Here is a 15,194-nt window from a genome sequence, read left to right as displayed (position 1 = left end):
ACCACCGCATTGAGCAGGTTGAATGGCGCGGCGGGCGCTATGGCACACACACGGCCAGCATCGCTCTATGTAGCTGTCGCATCCGCGGGTGCACAGCAAAGGGGAATCGCCGGGTGGATGGGGAGTCCCTCGGCGTCACGGAATGTCAATGCCGTCACGGCACGTTCGAATGTGGCCCACGGCTGTCCTCAGCGCCGGCTACCGCCGGCAGCAGCAGGCGCACCCGCAGCCCGCGCTGCTCCGGCCCGTCGCCCAGGGCGATGCTGCCCCCCGCACGCCGCACCAACTCCCGGACGATCGCCAGCCCCAGGCCGGCGCCACCGTCGTCGCGGGCCCGCCCGTCGTCGAGCCGGGTGAACCGGTCGAAGACCCGATCCCGGTCCGCGACCGGGATCCCCGGGCCGTCGTCGGTCACCGTCACCAGGTGGTACGCCCCGACACCCGGCCCGACCGCAGCCCTCGCCGTCGAGGTCGCCTCGGCCGCGAGTACGACAGCGGTGTCCGCGTGCCGGACCGCGTTGTCGACCAGATTGGCCAGCACACGACGCACCTCGTCGGCGTTGCCGGTCGTCCAGAGCGGGCCAGAGGGCGACTCCACCCGGACCGGTGGCGACGGGTAACGGGCTGCGACCTCGGCCAGCAGCGCGCCCAACTCCACCGGGCCGACCCCCCGACTCGGAGGCGCTTCGTCGAGGCGGGCCAGCAGCAGGAGGTCGTCCACCAGACGGCTCAACCGGTCGGTGTCGGCGAGCAGGTTGGCGGTCACCGCCGTCCAGTCCGTCCGGTCGGCGAGGCGCTCGGCCACCTCCAACTCGGTCCGGATGTTGGCCAACGGGCTGCGCAGCTCGTGTGCGGCGTCGGAGACGAACGCCCGCTGACGGATCCGGGCGGATTCCAGCCGGTCCAGCATGCCGTTGAGGGTGACCGCCAACCGGTGGATCTCGTCGGCGGAGGCGGGCACCGGCAACCGGCCGGCGCCAGCCCGTCCGGTGATCTCCTCCGCGCCTCGGCGCAGCGCCTCGACCGGCCGCAGAGTCGCGCCGACCACCCGCCAGGCCACCGCGGCCAGCACCGCCACCAGCAGCGGGAACGCCACCAGCAGGATGGTCCGGACCACGTGGGTGCTGTGCCGCACGTCGGCCATCGAACGGGCGACCAGCACGGTGAGCGGGTCCGCCGCGGTGCCCACGGGTACGGCGACCACCCGGACCGGGCCGGCCAGCCCGACCCGCTCCGCCGGCACCTCCAGTCGCTGCCGACGGTCGTGGTCCAACCGCTCCGGGCGGACCATCGGCACCAGCCGGTCGGCGTCGATCGAGGCGGCCCTGATCCGCCCCTGCGCGTCGACGACCTGGACACGCACCTGACCGCCGGCCACCGGCAGCGGATCGGGTAACGCGTCCTCGGCGGCGAGCAGAGCGACCGCGTCGGCGGTCCGGAACGCCTCGGTGTCGACAGTTCGCTGGAGCACGAAGCCGAGCGCGCCGAGCAGCACCACCCCGCCCAGGGCGAGCCCGACCGTGAGGCCGAGCACCCCGATCGCCATGAGCCGGCCCCGCAGACCGAGCACCGGCATCCAGCGGTTCCCCGCCCGGCGGACACCCGCCGGACTGCTCACGTCGCCAGCCGGTAGCCGGCACCCCGGATCGTCTCCAGCCGGTCACGGCCGAGCTTGCGACGCAGGTAGCCGATGTACACCTCGACGGCGTTCGGCGCGGTCTCCACGCTCGCGTCCCAGACGTGGTCCAGCAACTCGGTCTTGGAGACGACCTGGCCGGGTCGGCGCATCAGGTAGTCCAGCAGCGCGAACTCCCGCCCGGTCAGGACCACCTCGGCGTCGGCCCGGGTCACCTGTCGACGGGCCGGATCCAGTCGCAGGTCACCGACGGCCAGCACCGTCGGGCGTTCCGGCGCACCCCGACGCAGCAGCGCCCGCAGCCGGGCCAGCAGCACCACGTACGAGAAGGGTTTGGTCAGGTAGTCGTCGGCGCCGCAGTCGAGGCCGTCGGCCTGGTCGTACTCGCCGTCCTTGGCGGAGAGCATCAGCACCGGCAACCAGTGCTGCTCCGCCCGCAGCCGCCGGACCAGCTCGTAGCCCGAGAGACCGGGCAACATCACGTCGAGGATCATCGCGTCGTAGCCGCCGTGCCGGGCCGCGTCCAGGCCGGCCGGGCCGGTCCCCGCCACGTCCACCGCGAACCCCTCGGCCTGCAGGCCGCGTTGCAGGGCGGCCGCCAACCGGGCCTCGTCCTCCACCACCAGCAAACGCACCACCCAAGAGTGCCACCCGGGTCAATCGTGACGGTCCGGCTTCCTCAGCACGCTCACAGGACCAAGAGGGCACGATGTACGCAGGAGGTGTCACCATGTCCGTCCTGAGGAGCCGTCCCGTCCTTCGTTGGCTGGTCCCCGCCACCGCGGCCGTCGCCGTCATCGGCGGTGGCGCGGCGGTCGGCACGTTCGCCGCCGAAGCCGAGCCGAGCCTGCCACCACGCACCGCGGCCCAACTCCTGGTCGACCTGCAGACGTCCCGGCTGGAGGGGTTGTCCGGGACCGTCGTGCAGCGCGCCGACCTCGGCCTGCCGCCCCTCGTCGGTCTGGTCCCCGGCAACGAGCTGACCACCATGCTGACCGGCACGCACACCCTGCGGGTCTGGTATTCCGGCCCGGACCAGCAGCGGGTCGCGCTGCTGGACACCCTGGGCGAACAGGACGTGATCCGCAACGGCCGGGACCTGTGGACCTGGCAGAGCCGTACCAACACCGCCACCCACCGCACCCTGAGCGGAGATCTCGGGGCCGGAAAGCCGGCTCCCGAGCAGGCAGCCAACCTCCCGGCAACCCCGCAGCAGGCCGCCGACCTGGCGTTGGGAGCGGTCGACCCGAGCACCGAGGTCAGCGTCGGCCGGTCCGCCACCGTCGCCGGCCAGGACGCGTACGAGCTGGTGCTCCAGCCTCGCGACCGGGCCTCACTGGTGCACCAGTTGCGGATCGCCATCGACGCCGAGCGGCACGTGCCGCTGCGCTTCGAGGTGCTCGCGAAGGGCAGTGACCGGCCGGCGTTCGAGGTGGCCTTCACCGAGGTGGACTACCGCCGCCCGGACGCCGACCAGTTCACCTTCAACCCGCCGCCCGGCGTGACGGTCACCGAAGAGAAGGCCGAGGCGCCCACGGCCGGTAAGCCCGGCCACGGCGTACCGCCGACGGCCGGCAAGCCCGGTCACGGCGACCCGGCGGGTGACCCGAAGGTCCGCGCGGTGGGCTCCGGCTGGACGACGGTGCTGATCGCCCGCCTCGACGGGCCGCTCGCGGGCGCGAAGGCCCCGGCCAAGCCGGCGGCGCCGGCCGGCGGCTCGGTGCCGGACATCGACGTGTCGACGTTCCTCGGCGGGCTGGCTGCCGTCAACGGGGACTGGGGCAGCGGCCGGCTCCTCACCAGCAAGCTGTTCAGCGTGCTGCTCACCGACGACGGCCGGGTGCTCGCCGGCGCTGTCACTCCGGAGCGGCTGTACGAGGCCGCCCGCGGCTGATCCCCTGCGGCGTCAACGCCGGGTCGACCTGACGGTCGGCCCGGCGTTCCGCTGCCCGGATCAGGAGGTGGTGGTAGCGCCGAGGGCGTCGAGGTAGGCGTCAGCGAGGACCGCGTGACCGGGCAGGTGCGGGTGTACGCGGTCGTCGGCCCAACGCTTCGCCGGGCTCACCGCCAGCACCCGGTCGAACGCCGCCTGGTTGGCCACGTGCACCGCGTCGAACTCGGCGGCCAGCCTGGAAACCACCGCCGCGTACCGGTCGGTGTCGGCGCGCTGCGGATCGTCGCGGTCGGCCTCGATGAGGAACGGGTCGCCGAGGATCAACCGGCAGCCGGTGGCGGCAACTGCCCGACGCAGCAGGTCGCGCAGGGTGCGCTCGTACTCGTCGATGGGAACGGCCTGGTCCGGTCGGTCGGTGTAGCGCCGCCAGATGTCGTTGATGCCGATCAGCACCGCGAGCCAGTCGGGGCGCTCGGCGATGGCGTCGTCATCCCAGCGAGTCGCCAGGTTCCGTACGGTGTCACCGTTCACACCCCGGTTGACCCATTCCAGCCGCAGCTCGGGATGCCGTGCGTCGACCAGGGCGCGCACGAGGCTGACATAGCCGTTTCCGTAGGGCGCGGCGGTGTCACGTCGACCACAATCGGTGATGCTGTCGCCGATGAAGACCACCCGTTGACCGGTCCGCAGGATCATCAGCCGCCACCTCGCGATCACCGGCGCGCCAGCCCCGACCGGCTTGGTGAGAACCGGCGGGGCGCGCTATCTTCAACAGTTCGAGGGCACAAAAAAGAACGGCTGAAAGCCGTTCCTGCAAAGGATTCTAATCTTTAGGGAGACGGCTTGTCAAGGCACTCCGGCGGTTCCGGCGAATTGCCGCTCGACGACGAGATCGGTCGCGAGCAGGAGTACGTCTCGATGCTCTACGACCGGCTGGACGGGTTGCGTGAGCAGGCCGCCGACCGGCTCACCGCCGAGCTGCGCAACACCGGCGGGACCCTCCAGGACCGCTCGCAACGCGACAGCTCGGTAGCGATGTACGCCGATCAGGTCGAACAGTTCTCGGCCGTGGAGAACGGGCTGTGCTTCGGCCGCCTCGACGGTGACGACGACTCCCGCCACTACATCGGCAGGATCGGCATTTTCGACACCAGTGGCGACTACGACCCGTTGCTGATGGACTGGCGGGCTCCCGCCGCCCGCCCGTTCTACCTCGCCACCGCCGCCAACCCGCAGGGCGTACGCCGACGCCGGCACCTGCGCACCCGGCAGCGCAAGGTGACCGGGCTCAACGACGAGGTGCTCGACATCGACACCGCCTCCCCCGGTGGCCACGAGGAGCTGACCGGTGAGGCGTCCCTGCTCGCCGCTCTCAACGCGGGGCGCACCGGCCGGATGCGCGACATCGTCGAGACCATCCAGGCCGAACAGGACGAGATCATCCGCGCGGAACTGCCGGGCGTGATGGTCGTCCAGGGCGGGCCGGGCACCGGCAAGACCGCCGTCGCGCTGCACCGGGCGGCGTACTTGCTCTACACGCACCGACGGGAACTCTCCAGCCGGGGTGTGCTGCTGGTCGGCCCGAACGCGACCTTCCTGCGCTACATCTCCCAGGTGCTGCCGACGCTGGCCGAGACCGGCGTGCTGCTGCGTACCCAGGGTGACCTCTTTCCGGGGGTCAGCGCGCAACGCGTCGAGCCGGCCGAGACGGCCGCGTTGAAGGGCCGGGCGGTGCTGGCCGAGGTGCTGGCGCTGGCCGTGCGGGACCGGCAGTGGGTGCCGGACGAGCCGCTGGAGATCGAGGTCGAGCGGGAGACGTTGACCCTGGACCCGGAGACGGTGCGTACCGCCCGGGACCGGGTACGCCGGACCGACCGGCCGCACAACCTGGCCCGTGCGCTGTTCGACGTGGAGATCGTGCACGCGCTCGCCGAGCAGGTGGCCGAACGGATCGGCGCCGACCCGCTGGGCGGGGACAACCTCCTCGACGAGGCGGACCGGGCCGAGATCCGGCGGGAGCTGCGGGAGGAGTCGGAGATCCAGGCCGCGCTCGACCGGCTCTGGCCGGTGCTGACCCCGCAGCGGCTGCTCGCCGACCTGTACGCCGACCCGGACCGGATCGCCGCCGCCGCGCCGATGCTGACCGACGACGAGCGCGCGCTGCTGCGGCGCGAGCCGGGTGGCTGGACGCCGGCCGACGTACCGCTGCTGGACGAGGCCGCCGAACTGCTCGGCGAGGACGAACGGGCCGCCGCCGCCCGGCGGGACCGCATCCGCATGATGGAACGGGAGTACGCCGAGGGCGTGCTGGAGATCGCCCGGGGTTCCCGGTCGATCGACGTCGAGGACGAGGCCGAGGGCGGTGAGATCCTCGGCGTGACCGACCTGATCGACGCCGACCGGCTGCTGGAGCGGCAGGAGGAGGCTGACCGGCTGACCACCGCGCAGCGGGCCGCCGCCGACCGGACCTGGGCGTTCGGGCACGTGATCGTGGACGAGGCGCAGGAGCTGTCACCGATGGCCTGGCGGTTGCTGATGCGCCGCTGCCCCAGCCGGTCGATGACGATCGTCGGTGACGTCGCGCAGACCGGCGCGCTCAGCGGTACGCCCTCCTGGGCGGACGCCCTCGCCCCGTACGTCGCGCAGCGGTGGCGGTTGACCGAGTTGACGGTCAGCTACCGCACGCCCGCCGAGATCATGGCGGTCGCCGCCGACGTGTTGGCCGAGATCGACCCGGCGCTGCGTCCGCCGCGCTCGGTGCGCGAGAGCGGCGTACCCCCGTGGGACCGGACGGTGCCCGACGAGCAGTTGGCGGCCGAACTGGTCGCCGAAGCCACCCGCGAGGCCGCCGGTCTGACCGACGGCCGACTCGGCGTGCTCGTGCCGGCCGGACGGGTGGGCGAGTTGGGCTCGGCAGTCACCGCCGCCCTGCCGGAGGCCGCCGTCGGCGAGCATCCGGAGTTGGAGAGCCGGGTGGTGGTGTTGACCGTCGCGCAGGCCAAGGGCCTGGAGTTCGACTCCGTGCTGGTGGTCGACCCGGACCGGATGGTCGCCGAGTCCCCACGAGGCCGCAGCGACCTCTACGTGGCCCTCACCCGCGCCACCCAACGCCTGGGCATCCTCCGCCCCACAGAGCCCCGCCCCTGACCCCCGGCCCAACGCCCCGCCCAACACACCGGTCGATCATGAGGTTGACGTGGACTGTGATCTCCGACAGCCACGTCAACCTCATGATCACGCCCAAGAGGGTGGGTGGGTGGGTTAGTCGGTGGATTTGTCTCTGATGGACTTCGCTGGGCCGGTCGCCGACGTGGACTGGTCGCTGGTGCCGCCGCCCCTCGGGGTGCTCAGCCCACCTGTGGTGGCGTCGCCGGTGGTCGTCGGGGCCACCGTGCCCGGGTGCCGCTCGGGCTGGCGGGCCACCCGGCGTACGCTCGCCGGCCCGGCGGTGCCACCGGTGGTGGTCACCGCTCCCTGACCGCCGACCGGGCCGCCGTCGCGCAACACCTGCGGGTCGATCCGTTCCTTCGCCGGGTCGAACGGGTCGTCGCGCTGGATCTGGCTCTCCACATCGGTGCGGGGCACTGTCACCTCGTCGAGGGCGCCCTTGCCGTACACACCGCCGGCGATCCGGTCCTCGGCCTCGCGGGCGGCGTTCTGCCGCATGTCGTCCTCACGCACGTCCATCACCTCGCAGAAGCTGTGGAACCGACTGCGTGCCCGGCCACCGGCCGGCCAAACCCGGGCTGACCGGCAAGGGTCGTCCACGGCGGTTCACCGGTACGCCGTCCACTGGCCGCCTTCCCGCCGCGCGAGCTGTCCATGCTGTCCGGCGACCGGTGGGAGATGCCCGCTGGCAGGAGGGGATGACAGCGTGCGCACAGTACGCCGTACCGCCGTCGCGGCTGTGGTGGCCGCGACGGTGACGACCGGGCTCGCGGTGCCCGCCCAGGCGAAGCCGCGACCGGACCGGACATTCGACGTGCAGGCCCACCGGGGCGGCCTCGGGCTGCGGGTGGAGAACACCCTCGCCTCCTTCGGCAACGCCCTTCAACTCGGGGTGACCACCCTCGAACTAGACGTGCAGATCACCGAGGACGGTCAGGCCGTCGTCACCCACGACCGGAAGATCAGCGGCGCCAAGTGCGTCGACACCACAGCGGTGACGGCCGGTGACCCGGAGTTCCCGTACGTCGGCAAGTACATCAACACGCTCACCCTCGCCCAGGTGCGCACGTTGGACTGCGGGTCGAAGACCCTTGCGGACAAGCCGGGGCAGGTCGCCGCCCCGGGCGCCCGGATGCCGTTGCTGCGTGAGGTCTTCGCGCTGGTCAACCGCTACCGGGCCAAGGACGTGAAGCTCAACGTCGAGACCAAGGTCGAGGCCGGAGCGCCCACCGAGACCGCGCCCCGCGAGCAGTTCGTCCGGGTCACCGCGGCCGAGATCCGCGCCGCCGGGCTGCTCAAGCAGGTCACCATCCAGAGCTTCGACTGGGGTGCGCTGATGCGCATGCGCCAGGTCGAGCCGAAGCTGCCGCTGGTCGCCCTGACCAACTACGACTTCCTCCAGACCGGCAAGCCCGGCGCCTCACCGTGGCTGGGCGGGCTGGACATCGACGACTTCGGCGGCGACCCGATCGCGGCGATCCGTAGCTTCGGCGCCAGCGCCTTCTCGCCCGTGCACGGCATGCCGCAGAACGGCACGGTGACCGACCCCGGCTACCAGCCGTACGTCACCAAGGCGATGGTCGCCCAGGCGCACCGCTACGGGATCAAGGTGATCCCGTGGACCGTCGACGACGTGCCGACCATGGCCAAGCTCATCGACGACGGCGTGGACGGCATCATCACCGACTACCCGGACCGGCTGCGCGGCCTGCTGGCGCAGCGCGGCTACCGGCTGCCGAAGGCGTACGCGTCGCCGTTCGACATCCAGGCGCACCGGGGCGGCCGGGCCACCCGGCCGGAGAACACCCTGCCGGCGTTCGCGAACGCGCTGTCCAACCGGGCCATCTCGACGTTGGAACTGGACACCGGCGTGACCGCCGACGGCAAGCTCGTGGTGCTGCACGACCGCACCGTGAACGGCTCACACTGCGTCGACACCAAGCCGGTGCGCCGCGGCGACCGCATGTTCCCGTACGTGGGCAAGCCCGTGCACGAGCTGACCCTGGCGCAGCTCAAGACCGTCGACTGCGGCACGAAGACGCTGCCGGAACTGCCCGCGCAGGTGCCCGCGCCGGGTGCCCGGATCCCGACCCTGGACGAGGTCTTCGCCCTGGTGAAGGCCAGTGGCCGCAGTGACATCGGGATGAACATCGAGACGAAGATCAGCCCGGGGGTGGACGACACCGAGCCGTACCGCAGCTTCACCCGCAAGCTGGTCGACGCGATCCAGCGCGCCGGCTTCACCGACCGGGCCACCATCCAGTCGTTCGACTGGCGCACCATCACCTACGCCCGCCAGCTCGACCGGCGGATCGGTACTGTCGCGCTGGTCTGGCAGTACGGGCCGGAGGAGTGCAAGACCCTCGCCGACGAGTGCTCGTTGCAGGCGGCGTACGGCGACCCGTCGGTGAAGAGCCCGTGGACCGGCGGGCTGGACTGGTGGAAGTACCGGGACCTGGGCAAGCTGACCCGGGCCGCCGGCGCCGGCACGGTGTCGGCCAACTGGCAGGTGCACGACCCGAAGCAGGGCACTGTCGCCTCGGCCGACTGGTACCTGCGGGAGAACCCGGCATACTTCCAGGGACCGGACGTCCGGACCCTTCAGACGCGGGACGACCTGAAGGTGATCCCGTACACCGTCGATGACGCGGCGGTGATGCAGCGGGTCATCGACCTCGGCGTCGACGGCATCATCACCGACGACCCGGACCTGTTGGTGAGCGTGGCCGTGCGCAACGGCCTGCGCTGACCCGACGCACACCCGATCGCCGGCCGGATTTTTCCGGCCGGCGATCGGTGTTACCTGCTCCAGGGCCTCGGGTAGTCGGGGGTTGTCCCCGCCACGAAAGCGAACCGTGCCGTGGCCGAAACGCGGTAGCGGGGCGAGGGAAGGCAGGTACGACTCATCGCATCCTGAGGAGGACCAGATGAGCACGCAGGCTGCTTCCACCCGGCCGATGAACCGGCCCATGAACGACCCGCAGAACCCCGCTCAGATGCGGGACATGCAGACCCAGCAGATGCCGTCCATGCGGGACGGTCACCGAGACCCGATGCCGTCGCCGGGCACGGAGACCAAGCAGGCGTTCCTGACGACGGAGTTCTGGGTCTACGCCGCTGCGGTCGCGCTCCTGGTGATCTCCGCGTTCTGGCGGGGCAGTGCCACCAACGGGTTGAACATCAACAACCCGAACCAGGCGTGGCTCTTCCTGACCATCCTGACCGGTGGTTACCTGGTCAGCCGTGGTCTGTCGAAGGCCGGCTCCGCGCGCCGGTCCGGCAAGGAGCGAAGCAGGCACTGACGCGTCGCGTCGAAACAGTGGCCTCCGGGAGAATCTCCCGGAGGCCACTGTCGTCTCGTTTCTGGGGTGACTACTCGTCGCCGCCGAAGTCGCCGAAGTCGCCCTCGAACGCGTCCTCGATCATCTCGCCGGCGATCATGCCGCCCGCGACACCGAGCGCTGCGCCGGCCACCATGCCGCCCATGCCCATGCCGCCCCGGCCGTGACCGTGGCCGTGGCTCGGGCCGTACTGCGAGCGGAGGCTGCCGTAGCGGGACGTGGTCTCACGCAGCCAACCGTCGACGACCTGCGCCCAGTCGACGCGGTCGACGTCGGCGTGCGACACCTGGTAACGGCCGAACGCGTCGTGGCCGGCGCTGAGGAAGCCGCCACGCTTGTCGCACTCCAGGATGACCTCGACGCCGTACTGGTTGGTGACGAAGGTCAGCTCGACCTCGTTGATGGTGCTGGCGTACTGCGGCGAGGCGAAGAACTCGATCTCCTGGTAGAACGGCAGCGTCTGCTGCACGCCCCTGATGTGACCGCGCTCCAGGTCGGCGCTCTTGAACCGGAAACCGAGGCGCTGGAACGCCTCCAGGATCCGCTCGTGCACCGGCAGCGGGTGCACCGCCACGTGGTCCAGGTCGCCCTTGTCGACGGCGCGGGCGATGGCCAGCTCGGTGCGCAGACCCATCGTCATGCCATGCAGGCGCTGCCCGTACACGTCGGTGATCGGGGTTTCCCACGGGATCGGCAGCTGGAACGGGATCGAGAGCTGCTGCTTCGGGGCGAGCTGCAACGGGCCGCTGACCACCATCCGGTGGAACTCCATCGTGCCCGCGTACTCGGCGTCGTGTCCTTCGACCTCGACCCGGGTGACCAGGCCGATCACCACCTGCTCGATGGCTGCCTCGGCATCGCCACCGACCAGGTTGACCTGCCCGTCGAGGGTCAGGCCGGGCCGGGTGTTGGGGTTGGTCAGCACGGTGTCCACGCTGGGACCGCCCACGCCGAACGCGCTCAACATCTTCTTGAAGACCATCGGAACTCCTGTGCGACAGCCGACCGATCCAGGATGGAGTCGGACGTTCACTCACCGCGCACCCTATCCAGAACCCCTGTGAGATGGCTGTGAAGCGGCACCGGACACGTCAACGCCCCACTCGCGAAGGTCGTGACCGCTGCACCTCACGGTCCTGGGCGGCGTTGTCCAGGACCGTGACCACCACCTGTTCGGGCAGATTGATCAGGGGACGCAGGTCACCGTCGATCACCATGCCGACCACGAGCCGCCGCAGACCGGACGCGGCGGCGAGGGGCGACGCCGACGCGATCGCGCCGAGACGCAAGGTGTGCAGGTTCGGAAGACCCGCCACCGGCTCCAGCCGCAGCGGCTCGACCGGCTCCCCTTTTGCATTGGGCCTGACCACCACCTCCCGCAGTTCGACCAGGCGGTCCAACGGCCCCAGGGAAGGCACTGTGGCGTCGACTACTTCGAGCGTCCGCAGCTTGGGGGCTTCTTCGACGCCGTGCAGGGCCAGTGACGTCTTGTGCCCTTCGATCCGCAGGTACACCAGCTCGGGCTTGACACCGAGCAGGGCCAGGTCCGAGCCGGTGTACCGATCGATCGTCAGGTGTTGCAGGGCCGACAGCCCGCCGATCGTCTCCAGGCCCGGTCGCTGTGACAGCACGAGCGTGTCGAGCTTCGGCGTCAGATCGAGCCGGACCGCCTTCTTGGACCGCGTCATCAATGACAGACCGAGGAGGCCTTCGAGCTCGAACACGAGCGTGTCGTCGCGCAACGGACCCTCGATCGCGACCCTGCGCAGATCGGGCAGGTCGCGTAGGAAGCTCAGGTCGAGCTTGCGACCGACGTCGCCGTCGAAGGCGAGGAAGACAGAGTCGTAACCACCCTCGACGTACCGTCGGGTGTCAGCCTCCCGCCAGACGCCGTCCGAGAGTAGGTATTCGCCAGGATTCACCGTCTGGTTGCCGAACACGGTGCTGTCTCCTCTGCCGCTCACCTAACAGCTCCCGTAGGGGCGTACACACGTCGGGGTGACGTCTGCGATCACCAGATCGGCCGCACGCTCGGTGTCATTCCCGGCTCGCCTGAGCAACCCGTCGACCCACCAATGGCCGGACAGGTCGGCTCCGTCGGTGACGTCGAGGTAGAGGCCGAGGTCGCATCGCTCACCGAAGACCGTGATCTCCAGGTCGGGTCGTCGCCGGTGCACGGCGTGCAGAAGCAACCACGCCGCCTCGTCGCGCTGGGCGCGCAGCAGCGGGTCGCACTCGCGCAGCGCCTCGGCGACAGCGTCCGCGCCCGGGTCGAAGCCGTCCAGCAGCGGCAACAGCGACGGATCGCCCAGGTACGCGGCGGCCCGGAAGGTGAGCGTGTGGACCTCGTCTTGGACGAGCAGGTCGCGTACCAGGGGAAGCGCCCGGGGGTCCCGCCGCCGCGCCAGACCCCGCGCGCCCTCCGCGCGTACCTCCGGGTGGGTGTCCTGGGTACGGTCCCACAGCGCCTGCCGGACGGCCTCGCCGTCGGCGGTGCTCACGAAACCCAGGCCGAATGTGGCCCACTCCCGGACCTGCGGATCCGAATCGGTGCACAGGTCGATCAACACCGCCTCGCCGGCCGCCTCCGGCGGATCGTCCAGCACCGCCGGCACCGCGACCGCGACCTGGAAACGCACGTCGGTGTCCCCGCTGCCCGCGAGGGCCACCAGGGTCGGCAGGGCCCGGGCGTCGAAGGTGTCGCCGAGGGCGCGTGCGATCGACCAGTGCACCTCGGGGTCGGACTCGTGCGCCGCCAATCGGATCAGGGCGGTAGCGACCTCTTCCCGCAGGTCCAGGTGCAGGCTGCTCGTCGCGCCGAGCAGGTCGCAGGCCGCCGCGCGAACCACCCGGTCGGGATCCGAGAGTTTGCCGACAGCCAGCCCGACGGCGTCCGCGCCCGATTCGGCGGCGCGGCGAATGAGGTCGGACCCGTCGTCGGAGTCGCCCGACTCGACGACGCCACGCAGCCGTTGCACCGCCTGGTCGAACAACCCCGCCACCTCGTGCGACTTCACCGCCGGATGGTGCCACACCAGCTTGTCGACGGCTGGGCCGTTTTCACCGTGATCAACTCGGGATCCCGAAAGCCGGGGTGTCCGAGCGACCGGGACACCCCGCTTTCCAGGAAGCCGAGTCGATCAGGGGTGGGTGGGGGCGAATGCGCCGTCCTTCACCCCGGCGACGAACGCGGTCCATCGATCGGCGCTGTAGACGAGTGTGGCCGCCGCGCGATCCTTGCTGTCGCGCACCGCCACCCGACCAGACCCATCCAGCACCGGCCCCGCCTCGACGCAGCTACCGCCGTTGCTGTTGCTTCGCGTGCTGATGTGCCAGGCCACCGCCGGTAAAGCCTCGCTCATGGCAGGTCCTCCGTGATCTTGGCGATCAGCGCGGCCGTTTCGCGCTGGTTGAGCGCAACATCTCGGAGCCGATGGTACGCAAGGGCGTAGCGTTTCGACCTCGGAGATTCCATGAAGCGGCGCCCGCCCAGGGTCTCGGCATAGGCGACCTCGGGATAAGGCTTGGGCATCCGGAAGAGGACGAACGAGCCGTCCAGGCCGGCGTGCAGGCCAACCTGCGACCGCAACACGCGAAGGTCGATGTTGGGTCTTTGGAGCAGGCCGCTCAGGTGTTGGAGTTGTGCGCGCATCACGGCAGGGCGGCCCACCGGTCGGCGAAGAACGCTTTCGTCGATGATCGCGGCTACACGGACGGCAGGCTCTCGGCTCAACACACGTTGGCGATCAAGCCTCAGTTGCAGCCACTTGGCGACTGAGAAATCTGTCGCCTGCTCCCCCTCGGCATTGCGGATCACTGCCTCTGCGTAGCCAGGCGTCTGCAACAGGCCCGGGATGAGAAAGGCATCCCAGGACGAGATCTGCTCGGCTCGCGTCTCCAGCCAGGGGAAGTCGATGAAAGAGGCATCCACCAACTCGTCATAGTCGTCGTCCCACCGGTCGGTCCGCCAGGCATCCTCGGCGAGCTGAATGAAACGGTTCCGCTCACGCCCGTCGTACTCGCCGTACAGATCGAGGAGGGACACCACGACTCCACGCCGAAACGGCCATTCGGCGCGCTCCCACCGCGCGATGGACGAGAAGTCGCGCTCCAAGAACTCCGCTGCCTGCTTGAGGGTGATGCCGCGTCGCTCTCGCAGCTGTCGCATCTGCTGACCGAGCCACTGTGCGCGCAGTGTCTGAACGATCGCCTCACGTCTGGCCGGCATAGTTTCCCTCTCCTCGCGAACCCTCATGACGAACTTTGTTGGTGCCGTTGCACCAATGCCGAAGCCACTGGAAACGTGGCCTGCGGGTGAGGGTGATCGCCGGCCCCCGGGAAAGCCCGGTGCAAACACGGCAACCGCGGCTGTGCCAACAGCCGAGAAGGTGACGAGAGACGGCTTTGCGAGTGGCAGTCACATACCGGCTCTCGTCGGGTCTCAACTGGAGCGTCGGGATCAATCCCGGCTCCGAACCGACTTGACGAATAACTACCACGGGAAAGGGCGCTCGCGCGACCCTGACCCGCCCGCCGATTCACGACGCGCGAGGTGACGAATGACCCGAGGCACGCTCTACGACGGCACGCGGCTGGCGCGACTGCACCCGAGTCAGGTGCGCGACCGGCAGTTCTCCACCGACGGCTTCGGCCGCCGGGGTCTCGATCCCCGGGAGGTACGACGATTCTTACACCGTGTCGCGTTGGAGCTGGCGGCGCTGCACCACGATGTCGCCCGGCTCAGCGAGGAGAACGCACGGATCAAGCGAGCACTGCGCGACTGGCAGAGCGCCTGGTCCGCGCGGCGTCAGGCATGAGCCCAGGCTGGGAGCACCAGTACAGCGGGCTCTTCACGCCGCTGCCACGTTTCGCCGTCGAGGCGTACACCGGCATGGCGGAGCCGACGCCCCGGTACGTGATTCATCTGCCGGTGGTGGTCGACGACCTGGCCGGGGCCCTGCACCTGGCCCGGATGCTTGCTCGCGCGCTGGCCTCGATGTCGCAGGTCGACGTCGGCGGCAGCACCGTCTCGGCCGAGGACGCGCAGCACGTACGACATTGGGTGTTCTGCGACCGGGTCATGCCCGACCGCCGCCGGTGCGCGCGGCAGGCCGACCACGACGACGCCTGCTCGCCTGTCGACGACCCCTGATCC

15 protein-coding genes are annotated in these 15,194 nt (G+C 70.4%); 6 read left to right on the top strand and 9 right to left on the bottom strand.

The genetic code is table 11. The annotated features are described in order from the left end of the window. Window positions 1-154: 154 nt before the first annotated feature. Both O7631_RS13980 and O7631_RS13975 read right to left on the bottom strand, forming a co-directional pair. Window positions 155-1,546 (bottom strand): ATP-binding protein, encoded by a 1,392-nt coding sequence (locus O7631_RS13980; protein WP_278147936.1) that lies wholly within the window; start codon window positions 1,544-1,546, stop codon window positions 155-157. 68 nt (window positions 1,547-1,614) lie between these two features. Beyond that, on the bottom strand, window positions 1,615-2,271 hold the full coding sequence (locus O7631_RS13975; RefSeq protein WP_278144601.1) for a response regulator transcription factor: 657 nt from the start codon (window positions 2,269-2,271) through the stop codon (window positions 1,615-1,617). Window positions 2,272-2,366: 95 nt separating this feature from the next. Between O7631_RS13975 and O7631_RS13970 the strand changes: the two genes are divergently transcribed. Beyond that, window positions 2,367-3,530, top strand: a complete 1,164-nt coding sequence (locus tag O7631_RS13970) for a sigma-E factor regulatory protein RseB domain-containing protein (protein ID WP_278144600.1) — start codon at window positions 2,367-2,369, stop codon at window positions 3,528-3,530. Window positions 3,531-3,590: 60 nt separating this feature from the next. On the opposite strand, the gene O7631_RS13965 is transcribed toward O7631_RS13970, so the two are convergent. Continuing rightward, the gene (locus O7631_RS13965; protein ID WP_278144599.1) at window positions 3,591-4,226 is read right to left on the bottom strand and encodes an SGNH/GDSL hydrolase family protein; all 636 of its coding nucleotides are present in this window, start codon (window positions 4,224-4,226) and stop codon (window positions 3,591-3,593) included. 147 nt (window positions 4,227-4,373) lie between these two features. Here O7631_RS13965 and O7631_RS13960 point away from each other — a divergent pair, with 147 nt between their 5' ends. After that, window positions 4,374-6,677: an ATP-binding domain-containing protein gene (locus O7631_RS13960; RefSeq protein ID WP_278144598.1), complete on the top strand. Its 2,304-nt coding sequence runs from the start codon at window positions 4,374-4,376 to the stop codon at window positions 6,675-6,677. 114 nt (window positions 6,678-6,791) lie between these two features. On the opposite strand, the gene O7631_RS13955 is transcribed toward O7631_RS13960, so the two are convergent. Continuing rightward, a complete protein-coding gene (locus O7631_RS13955; RefSeq protein WP_278144597.1) occupies window positions 6,792-7,211 on the bottom strand; it encodes a hypothetical protein in 420 nt (139 codons plus the stop codon). Window positions 7,212-7,404: 193 nt separating this feature from the next. On the opposite strand from O7631_RS13955, the gene O7631_RS13950 reads away from it, so the two are divergent. Both O7631_RS13950 and O7631_RS13945 read left to right on the top strand, forming a co-directional pair. Beyond that, complete coding sequence (locus O7631_RS13950; RefSeq protein WP_278144596.1) at window positions 7,405-9,447, top strand: glycerophosphodiester phosphodiesterase family protein; 2,043 nt, start codon at window positions 7,405-7,407, stop codon at window positions 9,445-9,447. A 178-nt stretch (window positions 9,448-9,625) separates the two neighbouring features. After that, the gene (locus tag O7631_RS13945) at window positions 9,626-10,000 is read left to right on the top strand and encodes a hypothetical protein (protein ID WP_278144595.1); all 375 of its coding nucleotides are present in this window, start codon (window positions 9,626-9,628) and stop codon (window positions 9,998-10,000) included. 70 nt (window positions 10,001-10,070) lie between these two features. On the opposite strand, the gene O7631_RS13940 is transcribed toward O7631_RS13945, so the two are convergent. The 5 genes from O7631_RS13940 to O7631_RS13920 all read right to left on the bottom strand — a co-directional run bounded on the left by O7631_RS13940 (window position 10,071) and on the right by O7631_RS13920 (window position 14,267). Then, on the bottom strand, window positions 10,071-11,021 hold the full coding sequence (locus O7631_RS13940) for a sporulation protein (RefSeq protein ID WP_278144594.1): 951 nt from the start codon (window positions 11,019-11,021) through the stop codon (window positions 10,071-10,073). Window positions 11,022-11,130: 109 nt separating this feature from the next. After that, entirely contained in the window at window positions 11,131-12,003 is an 873-nt protein-coding gene (locus O7631_RS13935) for a hypothetical protein (RefSeq protein WP_278144593.1), read from the bottom strand. Beyond that, window positions 12,004-13,056 carry a HEAT repeat domain-containing protein gene (locus tag O7631_RS13930; RefSeq protein ID WP_278144592.1) on the bottom strand — a complete coding sequence of 351 codons (1,053 nt, stop codon included), beginning with the start codon at window positions 13,054-13,056 and terminating at the stop codon, window positions 12,004-12,006. Window positions 13,057-13,179: 123 nt separating this feature from the next. Next, a complete protein-coding gene (locus tag O7631_RS13925) occupies window positions 13,180-13,401 on the bottom strand; it encodes a DUF397 domain-containing protein (protein ID WP_278144591.1) in 222 nt (73 codons plus the stop codon). After that, window positions 13,398-14,267: a helix-turn-helix transcriptional regulator gene (locus O7631_RS13920; RefSeq protein WP_278144590.1), complete on the bottom strand. Its 870-nt coding sequence runs from the start codon at window positions 14,265-14,267 to the stop codon at window positions 13,398-13,400. Before O7631_RS13920 ends, O7631_RS13925 begins: the two co-directional genes overlap by 4 nt. Before the next feature lie 331 nt (window positions 14,268-14,598). On the opposite strand from O7631_RS13920, the gene O7631_RS13915 reads away from it, so the two are divergent. Then, on the top strand, window positions 14,599-14,856 hold the full coding sequence (locus O7631_RS13915) for a DivIVA domain-containing protein (RefSeq protein ID WP_278144589.1): 258 nt from the start codon (window positions 14,599-14,601) through the stop codon (window positions 14,854-14,856). 74 nt (window positions 14,857-14,930) lie between these two features. Next, entirely contained in the window at window positions 14,931-15,191 is a 261-nt protein-coding gene (locus tag O7631_RS13910) for a hypothetical protein (RefSeq protein ID WP_278147935.1), read from the top strand. Window positions 15,192-15,194: the final 3 nt, after the last annotated feature.

Origin of the sequence: Micromonospora sp. WMMD967, from assembly GCF_029626165.1 — a bacterium.
Taxonomy (GTDB): Bacteria; Actinomycetota; Actinomycetes; order Mycobacteriales; family Micromonosporaceae; genus Micromonospora; species Micromonospora taraxaci.
This window is presented reverse-complemented; position numbering and strand designations above follow the sequence as displayed.